We start from the raw sequence: 18,625 nt of genomic DNA on the forward strand, positions 1-18,625 counted from the left end.
CTTGTAGGCGCGGCAGGCAGGGGAGCCGGCGCACGTCACCCCGGCTGAAAGCGGTTGCGGCGCGCGCCCTGCCTCACAGCTGCTGCTGCACCTGGGCCAGCGCAGCCGGGTCTTCCATGGTGCTGAGGTCGCCCGGGTCGCGCCCCTCGGCCACGGCCTGCATGGCGCGGCGCAGCAGCTTGCCGCTGCGCGTCTTGGGCAGCGCACTGACGAAGACCACGCGCGAGGGCCGGGCCACGGCGCCCAGCCGCGCATCGACCAGCTTCATCACATCGGCCTGCAGCGCCGAGCGCTCGGCCTCGCCCTCCAGCGCCGTCCGGGGCACGGCAAAGGCCAGCGCCACCTGGCCCTTGAGCGTATCGGCCACGCCGACCACGGCGACTTCGGCCACCTGGGGGTGGGCGGAGATGCATTCCTCGATCTCGCGCGTGCCCAGACGGTGGCCGGCCACGTTGATCACGTCGTCCGTGCGGCCCAGGATGAAGAAGTAGCCATCCTCGTCGCGAATGCCCCAGTCGAAGGTGCTGTAGACCATGCGGCCCGGAATGCTCTTCCAGTAAGTGTTGACGAAGCGCTGATCGTCACGCCAGACGGTCTGCATGCAGCCCGGCGGCAGCGGTCCCTCGATGGCCAGCACGCCCTTTTGCCCGGCGCCGAGCAGTTCCTCGCCCGTGGCCTCGTCGATCAGTTTCACGTCATAGCCATAGACGGCCTTGCCGGGACTGCCGAAGCGCGTGGTCTGCTGCTCCACGCCGTTGCACAGCGTGAGGATGGGCCAGCCGGTCTCGGTCTGCCAGTAGTTGTCGATGATGGGCTTGCCCAGGGCATGGCTGATCCACTGCGCCGTGGGCTCGTCCAGCGGCTCGCCGGCCAGCCACAGCGCCTTGAGGCTGGAGATATCGTGGCGGTGCAGGTACTCGGCATCGTGCTTCTTGAGCACGCGGATGGCCGTGGGCGCCGAGAACATGTGGGTGACCCGGTACTTCTCCACGATGCTCCACCAGATGCCCGCGTCGGGGCGTATGGGCAGGCCCTCGTAGAGCACGGTGGCCATGCCTGCGATCAGCGGCGCATAGATGATGTAGCTGTGGCCCACAACCCAGCCGATGTCGCTGGTGCAGAAAAAAGTCTGCCCTGCCTCGGCCCCGAAGATCAGCGGCATGCTGGCGGCCAGCGCCACCGTGTAGCCGCCCGTATCGCGCTGCACGCCCTTGGGGCGCCCCGTGGTGCCGCTGGTGTAGAGCGTGTAGCTGGGGTCGGTGGATTCCACCCAGGTGCAGGCGACCTGGGCGTCGGCGTGCAGCGCACGCAGGCTGGCCCAGTCGTGGTCACGGCCGGCGCGCATGGGCGCAGGCGCCAGGCCACGGTCCACGATGAGCACGGCCGCTGGCTTGTGGCTGGCCAGTTGCAGGGCCTCGTCCAGCAAGGGCTTGTAGGCCACCACACGCCCGCCGCGCGAGCCCGCGTCGGCACTGATGATGACCTTGGGCTCGGCATCATCGATGCGCGAGGCCAGCGCCGCCGAGGCAAAGCCGCCGAACACCACCGAATGGATGGCACCCAGCCGCGCGCAGGCCAGCATGGCAAAGGCCGCCTCGGCAATCATGGGCATGTAGATCTGGACGCGGTCGCCCTTTTGCACACCCAGCGACTGCAGCACGGCGGCCATGCGCTGCACCTCGGCATGCAGTTCGCGGTAGGTGTAGACCTTTTCCGTGCCGGTCTCGGTGGAGATGGCGATCAACGCGTTCTGGTCGGCGCGCTCGGCCAGGTGCCGGTCCACGGCGTTGTGGCAGAGATTGGTCTGCCCCCCGACAAACCACCTTGCAAACGGCGGATTGTCGTAGTCGCAGATGCGTTGGGGCGGCACATGCCAGTCGATGCGGCGGGCCTGCTCGGCCCAGAAGGCATCGCGCTCCTCGATGGAGCGGCGGTGGAAATCGTCGAAACGCGGGGCCATTGTCTGTCTCCTGTCGTTGTCATGGATTGGCGGCTTCTGAATTCATAATTATTCATAATGCGCTTGCCAAAAGCTGACAACTCCGCGCTGCGCGGGCAGACAGGCCTCCTTCAAACTCAGAAGCTGTAGCGCAGGCCGACCGAGATCTCGCTGGAGCTCAGCTTGGCGCGCATCTGCTCATCCTGCAGGCCACGGACATTGGTGAAGTTGTTGGCGCCACTGTGGGTCTTGCCCATGCCCACATAGCGGTAGCCCAGGTCGATGCTGACCTTTTGAATCGGCGAGTAGCTGACGCCAAAGCCCAGCGCATAGGCCAGATTGTTCTGGGAATCGCTGAAGTACTGGCGATTCGGATTGCCTTGCCAGCCGCTGGACTGCAGGTGGGCCAGGCCCAAGCCCGCCGTGCCGTACACGGAGAACTGCGCGTTCAGGGGGAAATCCTTGTACGCATTGATCATCAGGCGCTGAGAACGGATGCTGTGGTGATTGAAGCTCGAGGGAAAGCGCGTGGAGCCGCTGGTGAATTCGTTGCTCCTGGGCAGGGTGTACTCAGCTTCCAGACGCCAGTCCGACGGGAGCTGATAACCCAGGGCCAGAGAGCCGCCTGTGGCGCGGCGGCTGTCGTCACCAGGCACGAACTGCCCCAGGCCGGGGCGGGCGCTGGAGTCCATGTCGTGGGCCTTGTAGTTGGCGGAGTTGATGCGGACGGCGCCATAGAAATGGTCGGCAGCCAAAGCGCTGCCCGAGGCGGTCAGGATCAGGGCGGTGAAGGTCAGAACGTGCTTCATACAGTCTCTCTTGGGGGAATGCCGCCACTGTAGAAAAACGCCCTGCCCGCGCCTATTCGGCCGGCTACGCACGCAGCTCCGTAGAACTACGCGGTGCAGCGGCAGCCCGCCTCCCAAGAACAGACAGGTCACCATGAAAAAAGGCGCTCCAAAGAGCGCCCCAAGACGGAGGAACCAGGAACCCGTGCCTTACTTGACCAGGGCGAGCAGGTCCTTGAAGGCCGGATGCTCGCAGCTGCGCAGCCACTCGAAGGCCACCATCTCCGTGGTCACCAGCTCGGCACCCGCGCCGGCCAGGCGGTCGAAGGCGGCATCGCGGTTGCGCTCGGTGCGCGAGCTGCAGGCGTCGGTGACGACCCAGACATCGAACTCATCTTCCAGCAGCTCCAGCGCCGTCTGCAGCAGGCAGACATGGGCTTCACAGCCGGCAATCACCACCATGCTGCGCTCGGGCGCCTGCTGCTGGGGCTTTTGCAGATGCTTGGGCAGGCTGCGTGCATTGCCGCCCTGGGGCCGTGCAGGAGGACGCAGCCACTCGCCCAGACCCTCGGCCACGGCGCTGAAATGCATCTTGGACAGGGTCCGGTCGCACAGCGCGCGCAGTTCGGCGTCGTTGGCGCCCAGGCGCGAGGGGTTCTGCTCGGTGCCGAAGACCGGTACGTCCACCAGCTGCGCCAGGCGCGCCAGCTTCACGGCATTGGCCAGAACTGCCGGTCCCTCGAAGATGGCCGGCATCAGGCGCTCCTGGTAATCGACGAGTACGAGCTGGGAGTCGGTGGCTTCAAGCAGCATGGCGGATCTTTCTTGGGAATATGGGGCGGCGCGGGCCGCCCTTCTTATAGAGGACAAAAGGGAAAGCTTTCCATTGTCGCAGCTTGCATGCGCTCCCTGCCTCGCAGCCCGGATTCCTGAGGTAACTCAAAAACCCAGGCTTTCGGGGGTCTTATCGAATTTGTCCTACGTTTTTGCGTGGTAATCTCGCGCCCCATGTCCCGATGGCTTATTGCACTCCTGTTTGTCAGCGTCACGGCACACGCGGCTCCGCCCGAAATGCGTGACGACGATATGAACCAGCTGCTGGTCAACCGCAGCCTCATCTCGCAGCTGCGCGAAGCCCGCCACCACATGGCGGAACGCACTTCCGACTTCGTCAAGGAAGCACGACAAAGCGTCGCCGAAAAGACCTCCGATCTGGTCGTGACCGCCATGGGCTTCATCGGCGTTCCCTACCGCCGCGGCGGCAACAGTGCCGAGACCGGCTTCGACTGCAGCGGCTTCGTCCGCGCCATCTACTCCGAAACCCTGGGCAAGGTCCTGCCGCGCCGCGCTGACCAGCAGGCACAGGCCACGGAAAAAATCGACAAGAACGAACTCAAGCCCGGTGATCTGGTGTTCTTCAACACCATGCGCCGCACCTTCAGCCATGTCGGCATCTATGTCGGCGACGGCAACTTCATCCATGCACCGCGTACCGGTGCGCAGGTTCGCGTGGAAAGCATGCAAAGCGCGTACTGGGCTCGCCGCTTCGATGGCGCCCGCCGCGTGCAGGACGCCGACGGCCTGGGCCTTGACGCCAGCAAGGCCGCTCTGGCACTGCAGATGCAGGCAAGCCAGCTGCAGTGATCGCAGCGTCTTTTGCGCCAATCCACAAACGCCTGCACATGCAGGCGTTTTGTTTTTCAGGGCCCTGCCCTGGCTTCGTCCCAGGTTGAGATGCTGTCCGACAGGGCCACCCGGTGCCGGGCCCTAGAGTCGCGGCATGGAAGCTTCAGTTCGGAGAAAAGCATGATGTCCTTGATTGGTACCCTCATCGTTGGCCTGGTCGTTGGCTTGCTGGCGCGGGCACTCAAACCCGGCGATGACAGCCTTGGCTGGATCATGACCATCCTGCTCGGCGTGGCAGGATCGTTTCTTGCCAGCTACGTCGGTGTCGCCATGGGCTGGTACGAGGCCGGGCAACCCGCCGGCTGGATCGCCTCCATCGTGGGCGCCATCGTCATCCTCTTCATCTACAGTCTGGTGCGCAGCAAGAGCGCACGCTGACCACCCTGCGCGCCAGCCGCATCCGCCGGCTGGCGCATTCTCTTGATCGACATCTGCCCCGTCTTCACTGGCACGCATGATCTTTCGCACATCGGACAAAACCCCTCCCCCTCCACCACCGCGCCAAGATGTGGCGCAGGCGGCCGAGAGCGCGCGCAAGTTGCTGCACCGGCGTGCACTGGTCGGCGCAGCAGCCAGCAGCCTGCCCATTCCGGGCCTGGACTGGCTGGTGGATGCGGCACTGCTGGCGCGGCTGCTGCCACGCATCAACCGCGAATTCGGCCTCACACCCGAACAGTTGGACAAGCTGGAACCCGGCAAGCGCGAGCAGGTGCAAAAGGCCGTGGCCATGGTGGGCTCGGTGCTGATCGGCAAGCTGATCACGCGCGACATGGTGGTGCGCCTGGCGCGCGCGGCCGGCATGCGCATGACGGCCACGCAGGCCGCCAAGTACGTGCCGCTGGCAGGCCAGGCCGCAGCGGCAGCGCTGGGCTATGCCACGCTGCGCTATCTGGGCGAGCGGCATATCCAGGACTGCATTCGTGTGGTCGAGCATGCAGAACTCGACATTCCCTCACGGCTGGATCGCACGGCGCGCAAGGTCGAGCAGACAGGTCAGCAATTGGAAAAGGCCAAAAAGACCGACAAGGCTGGCAAGGCCGACAGGACCGACCAGGACGGGCGTGAGGCCGAGCCCGCCCCCGAGCCTTCCGGCAAGCGCCCGCGCTTCTGGCGCCAGCCCGATCGCGGCCCCTGGGGCCGCTCCCAGTAGACGGCTATCAGCCCAGGTCCGACGCCTGGTGGCGCTCGGGCACCTGGGTGGCTTCATCTCCCCAGGTACGATTCACGCGGCGGCCCCGCAACACGGCCGGCCGTTGGGCAATCTCCCTGGCCCAGCGCATGACATGCGTGTATTCATGGGCTGACAGGAACTCGGCCGCGCCATACACCTCGTTGAGCACCAGGGCCCCATACCAGGGCCAGATGGCGATATCGGCAATGCTGTAGTTGGCCCCTGCAATGAACGGATGCAGGGCCAGCTGGCGATCAAGCACATCGAGCTGGCGCTTGGTCTCCATGGTGAAGCGGTTGATGGGGTACTCGAACTTCTCGGGCGCATAGGCATAGAAATGCCCGAAACCGCCGCCAAGGTAAGGTGCCGACCCCATCTGCCAGAACAGCCAGTTCAGCGTCTCGGTGCGCGCAGCGGGCTCGGCAGGCAGCAGCGCACCAAACTTCTCGGCCAGGTACAGCAGGATGGAGCCTGACTCGAACACGCGCACCGGCGGCTCGACGCTGCGGTCCACCAGCGCCGGGATCTTGGAGTTGGGATTGACCTCGACAAAGCCGCTGGAGAACTGGTCGCCTTCGCCGATGCGGATCAGCCACGCGTCGTACTCCGCGCCGGCATGGCCAAGCGCCAGCAGCTCCTCCAGCATGATGGTGACCTTCACGCCGTTGGGCGTGGCCAGCGAATACAGCTGCAGCGGCTGCTGCCCCACCGGCAATGCCTTGTCATGGGTGGGACCGGCGACCGGGCGGTTGATGTTGGCAAAGGTGCCGCCCGAAGGCGCTGGCTGCCATACGGCGGGCGGGACATAGGTTGAGCTGTCGGTCATGCAGGATTCCTGTGGTTCGCGGGCTGGGGAGAGGTGCCCGGCTGAAAGTGATTGTCCCGTCACCGGCGCGCTCTTGCCGGCGTGCGCGGAACGCCGCCACGGCGCCCGGGGATTTGCCACAATCGCGGCATGACTGCCGCCCCCACCTCCGCCCGCCAGTTCTGGCTCATGAAGAACGAGCCCGACGAATTCTCCATAGACCACGCGCTGGCCGCGCCGCAGGCCACCATCGCCTGGGACGGTGTGCGCAACTACCAGGCGCGCAACTTCATGCGCGATGCCATGCAGGTGGGCGATGGGGTGCTGTATTGGCACTCCAGTTGCGCCGAGCCCGGCATCTACGGCATCGCCCGCATTGCAGGCAACCTGCGCGTCGATGCCTCGCAGTTCGACCCGCGCAGTCCCTACTACGACCCCAAGTCCTCGCCCGACAAGCCACGCTGGCTCACGCTGGACGTGCAGGCGCTGCGCAAGACACGCACGCTGCAGATCGCCGAGCTGCGCGAGCATCCCGAGCTTGCCGGCATGCGTGTACTGCAAAAGGGCAACCGCCTGTCGATCACGCCGGTCACGCCCGATGAATGGGCCTTCATCGAAGGCCTGCTCCAACCCGCCTGACCTGCCGACCCGCCCGCTGCGGGCTGCTTTCTTACAAGCAAGAAGCTTCTCTCCTGCACGCCGGACCTGGACCGGCCGCTATGCTTTTGGGCATTTGCGAACCTGGATTTCGCATGCTGGAGGGAGAATCTTCGTGCGTTGGCGAAAAGCAAAAGCAAAAACACCCCCTGGAACACCCAAGAGCGGCATGGCCGCAGCGCCTGGCCGCCTGCGTCTGGCGCTGCGCGACGCCATCGCCGCCTCCCTGGGTGCGATGCTGGCCTGGGAGCTGTCCCACTACCTGCTCGGCCACCCCAAACCCGTCTTTGCCGCCGTCACCGCCCTGGTCTGCCTGGCGCCCGGACTGCCCAGCCACCTCAAGCAGACCTGGGGTCTGGTGCTGGGCTGCGCCATCGGCATCATCGTCGGCGAACTGGCCTGGCTGCTGCCCGACACCATTCCGCTGCTGCGGCTGAGTCTGGCCTCGCTGGTCGCCCTGTCTCTGGCCGCCATGCTCGGGCAGCCGCCGGTCGTCCCGATACAGGCGGGCGTCTCCGTCGTGCTGGTGCTGAGCATGGGGCCGAGCGCCGCGGGCGAGACCCGGCTGGTTGACGTACTGGTGGGCGCCGGTGTCGGCCTGATGTTCAGCCAGGTGATCTTCACGGCCAATCCGCTGCGCGCCGTGTCGCGCTCGGCAAGCGCCTTGCTGGGCCAGCTGGCCGAGGGGCTGGAAGCCACCCTGCGCGCCACCGCCACCCACGACACGCCCGATGCCACCGTCGCGCTGGGCCAGCTCACGCGCAGCAGCGATGCGCTGAGCGCACTGCGTGCAGCCATGGTGGAGGCGCAAAGCTCCAGCCGCTGGTCCCTGCGCGGCCGCCTGGGTGGCGCGGGGCTGCAGACCATCACCGGGCGCTATGACCGCCACGCCGTGCGCCTGTATGCCAGCGCACTGCTGCTGGGCGAAAGCCTGGTGCGCGGCATGTCGCATGACAGTGGCCTCATGCCGCGCGCCATCGTCCTGCACTGCGAATGGCTGGTCGATGCCTGCCGCCAGCTGTCCGCCAACGGCAACGTGGTGGCCCTGCAGCCCGATGACGCCCTGGCCGAACTGGCCGCCTCCGCACCCCAGGCACCCGCCCAGCCGGTGCCCCAGGCCTGGCTGCCCGCGCTGGACCATGCGCAGCAGATGGAAGAGGCCCTGAAGGCGTTGATAGGCTCGCGCGACGCGTGATCAGACTGCAGCGCGCCCGCGCGGCGCTGCACCCGCACCGCTGATGCGCCCGATCGCGCCGGCCAGCCACCAGCCGATGGCGCACATGGCCGCCGTCACCACCCAGGTCCACTGCCATCCGCCCGCCTGCACGGCCACGGCAGCCACCAGGGGCGGGCCTGCAAACTGCCCCACGCTGGACCATTGCTGCATGAAACCCACCGTGGTCGATACCGTGGACTCATCGGGGGCCAGCCGCACCGCCATGGAAAACAGCGTGCCCGGAATCAGCCCGCCCGCCGCCGAAAACAACACCACCGCCACAAAGCGCAGCCATAACGGCGCCAGCGGTTGCCCCTGCCATTGCAGATAGGCCAGCAGCGCACACGCCGCCATGCAGCCAAAGCCCAGGCGCAAGGCGCGCGTGGCGCTCCAGCCGCCTTGGAGCAAACGGCCCGAGGCCACGTTGCCCACCATGTTGGCCAGCGCCACCACGGCCGTCAGCGTGCCCGACAATGCGGCGCCCAGGCCCGCCTCGGCATAGACCGTGGGGAGAAAGCCGATGACGGCCATCCACTGCCCTGAATACACGGCAAAGGCCACAGCCACGCACCAGGGTCCGGGGCTGCGCAGGGTCAACGTCAGGCGAGGACGCCAGCCACCGCCCGCCACCGATGTGCCAAGGGGCACCGGCCTATCTGCCGGCACGCCACACCAGACGGCGACCCATGCGAGTGCCGAAATCAGCCCCAACAGCAACCACCATGCGGGCCAGGATGCCCAGGCCATCACCCACGGCCCCAGCAGCAAGCCGATGGCACTGCCCAACGGCATATAGGTGCCCCACCAGCCCATGCGCGCGCTCAGATCGCTTGGCGCCACGCAGCGCCGGATCAGACCCGGCCCCGGCATGGCCACCAGCAAAAAGCCCAGTCCCTCCACGGCACGCAAGGCCAGCAGCGCTGCAAACCCCGTAGCGGTGGCGCCCAGGGCGCTGGCACCCGCCATCAGCAGCAGGCCTGCCAGCATGCTGCGCCGCAGCCCCCAGCGGTCTGCACCCAGACCCACCACCAGGCCCAGCACCATGCCGGCCACCTGCACGGTGGAAAGCAGAAAGCCGGCCTGCAGCAGGGACAGGCCCAATTGCTGCTGCAGCACCGGCACAGCCGGCGGCAGCTTGCCTACATGCAGAGCCGCGCTGACGCCGGCCGCCACGACGATCCATGAGGGATGCACCCCCTGCTTCGTTGTTTTCACTGGATGCTGTCTCCCGGGGGCGCATGCCATGCGCCCTGTAGCTGATGTGTGAAGTATCGAAAGCATAGGCCAAGCGGCGCCTGCAAACAGCACTCTTCTTACCCGCCGACCCGTCTGTATGGAGGCACACTGAAGGCCTGGATCAACCCCCGAGGCCTTGCGCATGCACTCATCACTAGATTTCAGCTCCTGGTCTTCGCTGCTGTCCACGGTGTTGGGCCTGCTGCTGGTCACCTGCCTGATGATGGGCATTCGCCTGCTGTTCATGCAGACCGTGCAAAAGCGGCGCGAGCGTGAGAACCGCCAGATCAATGAACGCCTGAAGTCGCTTATCGCCGCCTACAAGACGCTGGGCGGCTCCTTCACGGGCACGCTGCATGTGAATCCCCTGCACCTGCGCGATCTGCGCAGGCCCGCCGCCGACGACACCGATGCACCACCGGCTTTTGGCAGCGAGCGCCAACGGCGCATTCGCGATGCGGTGGAAGCCGCGCTGTCCGATGTCATCTTGCTCGGGACGCAAGACCAGGTGCGCATGGCCGCCCAGGCGGCCCAGGACATGGTGGCAGGCCAGCCTGTCGAGACTGCGGCACTCGTCACTTCGCTGCGCGCCTTCATCCGCGAAGCGCTGGATCTGGAGCCGATCCCTGACAGCCTGCGCGTTCCCAACCAGGGCCCCACGCGTCCGGGCGGCACGGCGGGCGGGGCGCGCAAAGGTGGCGCGGAATCCGGCGCTTCGAGCAAGGGCGGCGGCGGTGGTGGCGCAGGAATGGGCGCCGCAGGCATGGGCGGCCTGGGCATGGGAGCAGGCCTTGGCGTCGGCGTTCACCATGGAGACGATGGCACGCCCCCACCATGAACACCTGCCGCGCCGGGTCGAACAGCAAGCCACTGGGACGCCGGCCCGCTTGCCGGGCAAACCTGACACTCGCCAGAAACAGCCAAGCCTGCGAGGTACCAGATGGCACCTCGCAGGCCTCGCATGCCGGGCAGCAGCCGCCTGCTTGCCCGTCCTCCCCCACCAATTCCTGTCAGACCATCACCACGTCACAGCCGCAGCTTGGCCGTTGCCAGCAGCAAACCAAACCCCACCAACATGCCGCCAAAGGCCCTGTCTATCCAATGCCGCACGGCCAGCAGCCGCGCACGCACCCGCTGGGCGGAAAAGCACAGCGCCACGATGCAGAACCACGCCACATGGGCCAGCGAGATGAATCCGCCATATGCCAGCTGCGTGGCCAGCGGCGTGTCCTGTCCCACGATCTGCAGGAACAGGCTGACCACGAACACCGTGGTCTTGGGATTGAGCGCATTCGTCAGAAAGCCCGTGCGCAGTGCCGCCATGTCGGAGAGCGCGGCCACGGGCTGGCTGGGCAAATCGCCCTCCGGGCGGCTGCGCAGCATGGTCACGCCCAGATAGATCAGATAGGCTGCACCCAGCAGCTTGACCACGTCGAACAACCAGGTGGACTGCTGCATGAGCAGTCCGACCCCGAGCAAGGTATAGCCGACATGGACCAGCACTCCCAGGCCAATGCCCAGCGCCGTGAGCAGGCCCGCGCGGCGCGAGCGCAGCAGGCTGTTGCGCGTGACCATGGCGAAATCCGCCCCTGGGCTGATGACGGCCAGCAAGGTAATGGTGACTACAGCTATCCATTCGGTCATCGGTTATCCATTCGATTCAATGCAACGCGCCGGATAGTATTGGCCTTCCATGAAAATGCATAACGATGTTTTCTGACACAGTTGGTGAACTCAACTCACACACCCCGAGCAAGCGGCTGCCGTCGCTGCAGGCCTTGCGTTGCTTCGAAGCGGCCGCCCGGCGGGAGAATTTCAGCAAGGCGGCAGAAGAGTTGCACCTGACCCATGGCGCCATCAGCCGGGCCGTGCGCCTGCTGGAGGACGATCTGGGCGTGACCCTGTTTGACCGCCGCAGCCGCCGCGTCTTCCTGACCGAGGCAGGCCGCCACCTGGCCCAGGCCGTGCACGAAGGCCTGGAGCGCATGCGCCAGGCCACGCAGGAGTTGCGCTCGCGCGCGCAGCAGGCGCGCCGCTGGGTGCTGTCCTGCGAGCCCACCTTGCTCATGCGCTGGCTGATCCCGCGCTGGCCCCAGTTCCAGGAACAGCACCCGGAGTTGCAGCTGCACCTGATGGCGGGCGGCGGGCCTTTCTCTTTCGCGGACGGCATCGATCTGGCCATACGGCGCGATGACTTCTCTCCGCCAGCGGGCTGTCATGCGGAGACCCTGTTTGCCGAGCGCATAGGCCCGGTCTGCCGGCCCGAGCGGCTGGCGCAGTGGTGCACGCGCTCCGACGAGGGGCATGCCACCGGGCTGCGCCCGGAGGCACCCTTGCTGCAAAGCCGCACCCGCCCGGGGGCCTGGTCTACCTGGGCAGAACACAGCGGCCAGCCGCCGCCGTCGGGATCCCAGCTGCAGTTCGACCATTTCTATTTCAGCCTGCAGGCCGCCGTGGCAGGCATGGGACTGGCCATCGGACCCTGGCAACTGGTGCGCGACGACGTCGCCAACGGCGTGCTGGCAGCGCCCATGGGCTTTGTCGAGGACGGTTCGCGCTACTGCCTGCTGTCCCCCGCTCCGCCCACGCCAGATGGCGTGCACGACCAATTGCTGCAGTGGCTGCGCGCCCAGGCCTGAACAGGTCTGCCCCCTTTGCCGTGCCGGTGTCTGGGCTGATGTCTGTGTCCTTATCTGCGTCTCCCAAAGCAGAAAGGCAGCCGAAGCTGCCTTTCTGTTCTTGCCAGGCCTGAACGCCCGGCCTTGCGCTTACTTGCGCTGCGGCGGCAGGTCCGTGCAGGAGCCGTGGGCCACCTCGGCCGCCATGCCCAGGCTTTCGCCCAGCGTGGGGTGGGGGTGGATGGTCTTGCCGATGTCCACGGCATCGGCACCCATTTCGATGGCCAGCGCAATCTCGCCGATCATGTCGCCCGCGTGTGTGCCGACGATGCCGCCACCCAGGATGCGGCCATGGCCGTGCGCCTCGGGGCTGTCGTCGAACAGCAGCTTGGTGACGCCTTCGTCGCGGCCATTGGCAATGGCGCGGCCCGAAGCCGTCCAGGGGAACACACCCTTCTTGACCTTGATGCCCTGGGCCTTGGCCTGGTCCTCGGTCAGACCCACCCACGCCACTTCCGGGTCGGTGTAGGCCACGCTGGGGATCACGCGGGCGTTGAAGGCGCTGGCAGCCAGCTCCTTGTTGCCCTGCAGTTCACCGGCGATGACTTCGGCGGCCACATGGGCCTCGTGCACGGCCTTGTGCGCCAGCATGGGCTGGCCCACCACGTCGCCAATGGCGAAGATGTGGGGCACATTGGTGCGCATCTGGATATCGACTTCGATGAAGCCGCGGTCCGTGACGGCCACGCCGGCCTTCTCGGCAGCGATCTTCTTGCCGTTGGGCGTGCGGCCCACGGCCTGCAGCACCAGGTCGTAGACCTGGGGCTCGGGCACGGTGATGCCGTCCTTGGCAGGCGCAAAGCTGACCTTGATGCCTTCGGGCGTGGCTTCGGCACCCACGGTCTTGGTGTTGACCATGATGTTGTCGAAGCGCGGCGCGTTCATCTTCTGCCAGACCTTGACCAGGTCGCGGTCGGCGCCCTGCATGAGGCCGTCCATCATCTCCACCACGTCCAGGCGTGCGCCCAGCGTGGAGTAGACGGTGCCCATTTCCAGGCCGATGATGCCGCCGCCCAGGATCAGCATGCGTTTGGGCACGCTGGCCAGGTCCAGTGCACCGGTGGAGTCCACCACGCGCGGGTCCTTGGGCATGAAGGGCAGGTGCACGGCCTGGCTGCCGGCGGCAATGATGGCGCGCTTGAACTGCACGATCTTCTTGCTGCCGGTCTTTTCCTGGCCGTCGCCCGTGGTCTCTTCCACCTCAAGGTGGTTGGCGCCGACGAAGTTGCCGTAGCCGCGCACCACGGTGACCTTGCGCATCTTGGCCATCTGGCCCAGGCCGCCGGTCAGCTTGCCGATGACCTTGTCCTTGTGTCCGCGCAGCTGGTCGATGTTGACCTCGGGCGCGCCGAACTTGACGCCGGCCACCTCCAGGTGCTTGACCTCGTCCACCACGGCGGCCACGTGCAGCAGCGCCTTGGACGGGATGCAGCCCACGTTCAGGCAGACGCCGCCCAGGCTCTTGTAGCGCTCGACGATGACCACATTCAGGCCCAGATCGGCCGCACGGAAGGCTGCCGAGTAGCCGCCAGGACCGCCGCCGAGCACGACCACGTCGCAGTCGTAATCGGCCGCGCCACCAGCGTAGCTGGCTGCGGCCGGAGCGGGAGCCGATGCTGCGGGCGCTGCAGCGGCGGGCGCCGGAGCCGCCGCTGCAGGGGCCGGTGCTGCCGCCTGGGGTGCGGCGGCCGCTTCGCCAGCGGCCTCCAGCGTCAGGATCAGGCCGCCTTCGGCGATCTTGTCGCCGATCTTGACCTTGAGTTCCTTGACCACGCCGGCATGGCTGGAGGGGATCTCCATGGAGGCCTTGTCGGACTCCACGGTGATCAGGGACTGGTCCTTGGCCACGGTGTCACCGGGCTGGACCAGCAGTTCGATCACGCCCACTTCGGCGAAGTCGCCGATGTCGGGCACCTTGATGTCGATGATTGCCATGTGTCGGGCCTCCGTTTACAGCAGGATGCGGCGGTAGTCCGCCAGCACTTGGCCCAGGAAGGCATTGAAGCGCGCGGCCGAGGCACCGTCGATGACACGGTGGTCATAGGACAGCGACAGCGGCAGCGTCAGGCGCGGCACGAATTGCTTGCCATCCCACACCGGCTTCATCTGGCCCTTGGACAGGCCGAGGATGGCCACTTCGGGGGCGTTGATGATGGGGGTGAAGTTCGTGCCACCGATGCCGCCCAGCGACGAAATCGAGAAGCAGCCGCCCTGCATGTCGGCAGCGCCGAGCTTGCCGTCGCGGGCCTTCTTGGCCAGCTCGCCCATTTCCTGGCTGATCTGCAGGATGCCCTTCTTGTCGGCATCGCGCAGCACGGGGACCACCAGGCCGTTGGGCGTGTCGGCCGCAAAGCCGACGTGGAAGTACTGCTTGTAGACCAGGGTGTCGCCGTCCAGCGAGGCATTGAACTCGGGGAACTTCTTGAGGGCCGCGACCACCGCCTTGATCACGAAGGCCAGCATGGTCACCTTGACGCCGCTCTTCTCGTTCTCCTTGTTGGTGGAGACACGGAAGGCTTCCAGGTCGGTGATGTCGGCCTCGTCATTGTTGGTGACGTGCGGGATCATGACCCAGTTGCGCGACAGGTTGGCGCCGCTGATCTTCTTGATGCGCGACAGGTCCTTGCGCTCGACCGGGCCGAACTTGGCGAAGTCGACCTTGGGCCAGGGCAGCAGGTCCAGACCTGCGCCGCCGCCGGAGCCACCCTTGGGAGCGGTCGCGGCCTGGGCCTTGGTCTGCACGGCGCCCGCCATGACGGACTTGGTGAAAGCCTGGATGTCGTCGGCCGTGATGCGGCCCTTGTTGCCCGAACCCTTGACCTCGTCCAGCGGCACACCCAGCTCGCGGGCGAACTTGCGTACCGAGGGCGACGCGTGGGGCAGCTTGCCCGTGGGCGCCACGGTGGGGTTGTGCGCAGGCGCAGCGGCGGGAGCCGATGCTGCAGCAGCAGCCACCGGAGCTGCAGCGGCCGGGGCAGCAGCGGCCGATGCAGGGGCTGCTGCTGCAGGTGCCGGTGCCGCAGCCTGGGCTGCAGGCGCGGCAGCGCCCTGCACGCTCATCTGGCCGACCACGTCGCCCACGTTGACCGTGTCACCGATCTTGAGCGTCAGCGCCGTGATGGTGCCGGCCGCTGGCGACGGGATTTCCATCGAGGCCTTGTCGGATTCGACGGTGAACAGCGATTGCTCGGCTGTCACGGTGTCGCCGACCTTGACCAGCATCTCGATCACGGCCACGTCCTTGAAGTCGCCAATGTCGGGAATCTTGATGTCGATCTGCGTGGCAGCGCCCGAGGCCGCAGGCGCGGCAGCGGGAGCAGCGGCCGGTGCAGGCGCAGCCACCGGGGCCGGGGCTGCAGCGGCGGGGGCCGGTGCGGCGGCTGCAGGTGCCGGGGCAGCGGCTTCCGCCGACTCGACCACGGCAATGATGCTGCCCTGCTTGACCTTGTCGCCCATGTTGACGCGCAGCTCCTTGAGCACGCCAGCGTGGCTGGAGGGGATCTCCATGGAGGCCTTGTCGGACTCCACGGTGATCAGCGATTGCTCGGCCTTGATCTGATCGCCGGCCTTGACCAGCACTTCGATCACAGCAACTTCGTCGAAATCACCGATATCGGGGACTTGAATTTCTACCAATGCCATATGTGTCTCCCGTTCTTACTCAAGCGTGCAGCGGGTTGATCTTGTCGGCCTTGATGCCGTACTTGGCGATCGCTTCGGCCACGGTGGTGGCGTTGATCTTGCCTTCTTCGGCCAGCGCGCGCAGTGCGGCAACCACGATGTAGTGGCGATCCACTTCGAAGTGCTCGCGCAGCTTGCGGCGGAAGTCCGAGCGGCCGAAGCCGTCGGTGCCCAGCACCTTGTAGGTGCGGCCCTTGGGCATGTAGGGGCGGATCTGCTCGGCGTAGGCCTTCATGTAGTCGGTGGATGCGATCACCGGGCCATTGTGCGACTGCAGCTGCTGCGTGACGAAGGGCACCTTCTGGGTGTCCAGCGGATGCAGCAGGTTCCAGCGGTCGGCGTCCTGGCCGTCGCGGGTGAGCTCGTTGAAGCTCGGGCAGCTCCACACGTCGGCGGCAATGCCCCAGTCGGCCAGCAGCAGTTCCTGGGCGAAGAAGGATTCACGCAGGATGGTGCCCGAACCCAGCAGTTGCACGCGCAGGCCGCTTTCCGGCACCTTCTGGCCGGGCTTGCACAGGTACATGCCCTTGATGATCTGCTGCTCGGTGCCGGGCGTGAGGCCGGGCATGGCGTAGTTCTCGTTGAGCAGCGTGATGTAGTAGAAGACGTTTTCCTGGTTCTGCACCATGCGGCGCAGGCCGTCCTGCATGATCACGGCGACTTCGTGGGCGAAGGTCGGGTCGTAGCTCACGCAGTTGGGAATGGTGTTGGCCAGGATGTGGCTGTGGCCGTCTTCGTGCTGCAGGCCTTCGCCGTTCAGCGTGGTGCGGCCCGAAGTGCCGCCCAGCAGGAAACCGCGCGCCTGCATGTCGCCGGCCGCCCAGGCCAGGTCACCGATGCGCTGGAAGCCGAACATCGAGTAGTACACGTAGAACGGGATCATGATCCGGTTGCTCGTGCTGTAGCTCGTGGCTGCCGCGATCCAGCTGCTCATGCCGCCGGCTTCGTTGATGCCTTCCTGCAGGATCTGGCCGGCCTTGTCCTCGCGGTAGTACATCACCTGGTCCTTGTCGACCGGGGTGTACTGCTGTCCAGCGGGGTTGTAGATGCCGATCTGGCGGAACAGGCCTTCCATGCCGAAGGTACGTGCCTCGTCCACCAGGATGGGCACGACGCGCGGGCCGATTTCCTTGTCGCGCAGCAGCTGCGTGAGGAAGCGCACATACGCCTGGGTGGTCGAGATCTCACGGCCTTCGGGCGTGGCTTCAAGGATGGCCTTGAAGGTATCCAGCGCAGGCGCCGTGAATTGCTCGCTGGCCTTCACGCGGCGGTGCGGCAGGTAGCCGCCCAGGGCCTTGCGGCGCTCGTGCAGGTAGCGCATTTCCGGGGTGTCGTCGGCCGGCTTGTAGAAAGGCAGGTCGGCGATCTGGCTGTCGGGAATGGGAATGTTGAAACGGTCGCGGAAGGCCTTGATGTCCTCGTCGCCCAGCTTCTTGGTCTGGTGAACGGTGTTCTTGCCTTCACCGATCTTGCCCATGCCGAAGCCCTTGACGGTCTTGACCAGCAGCACGGTGGGCTGGCCCTTGTGCGAATTGGCGGCGTGGAAGGCCGCATAGACCTTCTGCGAATCGTGGCCGCCGCGGCGCAGGTTCCAGATCTCGTCGTCGCTCATGTGCTCGACCATCTTCAGCGCGCGCGGATCGCGGCCGAAGAAGTTCTTGCGCACGTAGGCGCCGTCATTGGCCTTGAACGACTGGTAGTCGCCGTCGTTGCACTCGGCCATGATCTTCTTGAGCACGCCGTCCTTGTCCTTGGCCAGCAGCTCGTCCCAGCCCTTGCCCCACAGCAGCTTGATCACGTTCCAGCCGGAGCCGCGGAACTCGCCTTCGAGTTCCTGGATGATCTTGCCGTTGCCGCGCACCGGGCCGTCCAGGCGCTGCAGGTTGCAGTTGATCACGAAGATCAGGTTGTCCAGCTTTTCGCGCGCGGCCAGCGAGATCGCGCCCAGCGACTCGACCTCGTCCATTTCGCCGTCGCCGCAGAACACCCAGACCTTGCGGCTTTCGGTGTCGGCAATGCCACGAGCATGCAGGTACTTGAGGAAGCGCGCCTGGTAGATGGCCATCAGCGGGCCCAGGCCCATGGACACCGTGGGGAACTGCCAGAACTCGGGCATCAGCTTGGGGTGCGGGTAGCTGGACAGGCCCTTGCCGTCCACTTCCTGGCGGAAGTTCAGCAGTTGCTCTTCGGAAATGCGGCCTTCCAGGTAGGCGCGGGCATAGATGCCGGGCGAGACGTGGCCCTGGATGTACAGGCAGTCGCCGCCGTGGTTCTCGTTTTCGGCGTGCCAGAAATGGTTGAAGCCGGCCGCGAACATGTTGGCCAGCGAAGCGAAGGAGCCGATGTGGCCGCCCAGGTCACCGCCTTCGGGCGGGTGCAGGCGGTTGGCCTTGACCACCATGGCCATGGCGTTCCAGCGCATGTAGGCGCGCAGACGGCCTTCGATTTCCAGGTTGCCGGGACAGCGGGCTTCCTGCGAGGTCTCGATGGTGTTCACATAGCCGGTGTTGGCCGAGAAAGGCATGTCCACGCTGTTCTGGCGTGCGTGTTCGAGCAGGTCCTCGATCAGCTTGTGCGCGTATTCGGCGCCTTCACGGTCGATGACGGCCGACAGGGCGTCCATCCATTCGCGCGATTCTTGTTGGTCCAGGCCGGCGGGAACGCCTGCATTGCCTTGCGGGTCAGTCTGAGCTGTCATGGGAATGTCTCCTTGCAGAAGGTAGCGTCTTGGGGTCGAACCAGTGAGCGGCGCAGCGCGCCAACGCAGG

General features: G+C 66.2%; 16 protein-coding genes. 7 read left to right on the top strand and 9 right to left on the bottom strand.

Annotation, left to right across the window (positions count from 1 at the left end; all coding sequences use genetic code 11):
* Nucleotides 1-73: 73 nt before the first annotated feature.
* The 3 genes from BO996_RS18415 to BO996_RS18425 form a co-directional block, all read right to left on the bottom strand.
* On the bottom strand, nt 74-1,960 hold the full coding sequence (locus BO996_RS18415; protein ID WP_071956054.1) for a propionate--CoA ligase: 1,887 nt from the start codon (nt 1,958-1,960) through the stop codon (nt 74-76).
* 116 nt (nt 1,961-2,076) lie between these two features.
* The gene (locus tag BO996_RS18420; RefSeq protein ID WP_071956055.1) at nt 2,077-2,748 is read right to left on the bottom strand and encodes an outer membrane protein; all 672 of its coding nucleotides are present in this window, start codon (nt 2,746-2,748) and stop codon (nt 2,077-2,079) included.
* 189 nt (nt 2,749-2,937) lie between these two features.
* Nucleotides 2,938-3,540 (bottom strand): isochorismatase family protein, encoded by a 603-nt coding sequence (locus BO996_RS18425; protein WP_012205792.1) that lies wholly within the window; start codon nt 3,538-3,540, stop codon nt 2,938-2,940.
* A gap of 195 nt (nt 3,541-3,735) precedes the next feature.
* On the opposite strand from BO996_RS18425, the gene BO996_RS18430 reads away from it, so the two are divergent.
* The 3 genes from BO996_RS18430 (at nt 3,736) to BO996_RS18440 (ending at nt 5,563) form a co-directional block, all read left to right on the top strand.
* The gene (locus tag BO996_RS18430) at nt 3,736-4,371 is read left to right on the top strand and encodes a C40 family peptidase (RefSeq protein ID WP_012205793.1); all 636 of its coding nucleotides are present in this window, start codon (nt 3,736-3,738) and stop codon (nt 4,369-4,371) included.
* Nucleotides 4,372-4,533: 162 nt separating this feature from the next.
* On the top strand, nt 4,534-4,791 hold the full coding sequence (locus BO996_RS18435) for a GlsB/YeaQ/YmgE family stress response membrane protein (RefSeq protein ID WP_012205794.1): 258 nt from the start codon (nt 4,534-4,536) through the stop codon (nt 4,789-4,791).
* 76 nt (nt 4,792-4,867) lie between these two features.
* On the top strand, nt 4,868-5,563 hold the full coding sequence (locus BO996_RS18440; RefSeq protein WP_071956056.1) for a hypothetical protein: 696 nt from the start codon (nt 4,868-4,870) through the stop codon (nt 5,561-5,563).
* A gap of 7 nt (nt 5,564-5,570) precedes the next feature.
* Here the strand turns inward: BO996_RS18440 and yghU are convergent, their stop codons facing one another.
* Nucleotides 5,571-6,410 carry a glutathione-dependent disulfide-bond oxidoreductase gene (yghU, locus tag BO996_RS18445; RefSeq protein WP_013802231.1) on the bottom strand — a complete coding sequence of 280 codons (840 nt, stop codon included), beginning with the start codon at nt 6,408-6,410 and terminating at the stop codon, nt 5,571-5,573.
* A 129-nt stretch (nt 6,411-6,539) separates the two neighbouring features.
* Between yghU and BO996_RS18450 the strand changes: the two genes are divergently transcribed.
* On the top strand, nt 6,540-7,028 hold the full coding sequence (locus BO996_RS18450; protein ID WP_071956057.1) for an EVE domain-containing protein: 489 nt from the start codon (nt 6,540-6,542) through the stop codon (nt 7,026-7,028).
* A gap of 187 nt (nt 7,029-7,215) precedes the next feature.
* The gene (locus BO996_RS18455; protein WP_071956058.1) at nt 7,216-8,241 is read left to right on the top strand and encodes an FUSC family protein; all 1,026 of its coding nucleotides are present in this window, start codon (nt 7,216-7,218) and stop codon (nt 8,239-8,241) included.
* Here the strand turns inward: BO996_RS18455 and BO996_RS18460 are convergent, their stop codons facing one another.
* Nucleotides 8,242-9,507 carry an MFS transporter gene (locus tag BO996_RS18460; RefSeq protein ID WP_198041246.1) on the bottom strand — a complete coding sequence of 422 codons (1,266 nt, stop codon included), beginning with the start codon at nt 9,505-9,507 and terminating at the stop codon, nt 8,242-8,244.
* Between the two features lie 133 nt (nt 9,508-9,640).
* Between BO996_RS18460 and BO996_RS18465 the strand changes: the two genes are divergently transcribed.
* Nucleotides 9,641-10,336: a hypothetical protein gene (locus BO996_RS18465; RefSeq protein WP_071957152.1), complete on the top strand. Its 696-nt coding sequence runs from the start codon at nt 9,641-9,643 to the stop codon at nt 10,334-10,336.
* 188 nt (nt 10,337-10,524) lie between these two features.
* Here the strand turns inward: BO996_RS18465 and BO996_RS18470 are convergent, their stop codons facing one another.
* On the bottom strand, nt 10,525-11,142 hold the full coding sequence (locus BO996_RS18470; protein WP_013802226.1) for a LysE family translocator: 618 nt from the start codon (nt 11,140-11,142) through the stop codon (nt 10,525-10,527).
* Between the two features lie 65 nt (nt 11,143-11,207).
* Between BO996_RS18470 and BO996_RS18475 the strand changes: the two genes are divergently transcribed.
* On the top strand, nt 11,208-12,137 hold the full coding sequence (locus BO996_RS18475) for a LysR family transcriptional regulator (protein ID WP_034394186.1): 930 nt from the start codon (nt 11,208-11,210) through the stop codon (nt 12,135-12,137).
* Nucleotides 12,138-12,266: 129 nt separating this feature from the next.
* Here BO996_RS18475 and lpdA read toward each other — a convergent pair whose 3' ends face one another.
* Genes lpdA through aceE form a run of 3 tightly spaced genes read right to left on the bottom strand, consistent with a single transcriptional unit; the run spans nt 12,267 to nt 18,555 of the window.
* Nucleotides 12,267-14,111, bottom strand: coding sequence for a dihydrolipoyl dehydrogenase (gene lpdA, locus BO996_RS18480; protein WP_034394189.1), 1,845 nt, complete (start codon nt 14,109-14,111; stop codon nt 12,267-12,269).
* Nucleotides 14,112-14,126: 15 nt separating this feature from the next.
* Nucleotides 14,127-15,818 (bottom strand): dihydrolipoyllysine-residue acetyltransferase, encoded by a 1,692-nt coding sequence (gene aceF, locus BO996_RS18485; RefSeq protein ID WP_071956060.1) that lies wholly within the window; start codon nt 15,816-15,818, stop codon nt 14,127-14,129.
* 19 nt (nt 15,819-15,837) lie between these two features.
* A complete protein-coding gene (aceE, locus tag BO996_RS18490; protein ID WP_013802222.1) occupies nt 15,838-18,555 on the bottom strand; it encodes a pyruvate dehydrogenase (acetyl-transferring), homodimeric type in 2,718 nt (905 codons plus the stop codon).
* Between the last annotated feature and the right edge of the window lie 70 nt (nt 18,556-18,625).

It is taken from the genome of Delftia sp. HK171 (assembly GCF_001886655.1).
GTDB lineage: Bacteria > Pseudomonadota > Gammaproteobacteria > Burkholderiales > Burkholderiaceae_C > Comamonas > Comamonas acidovorans.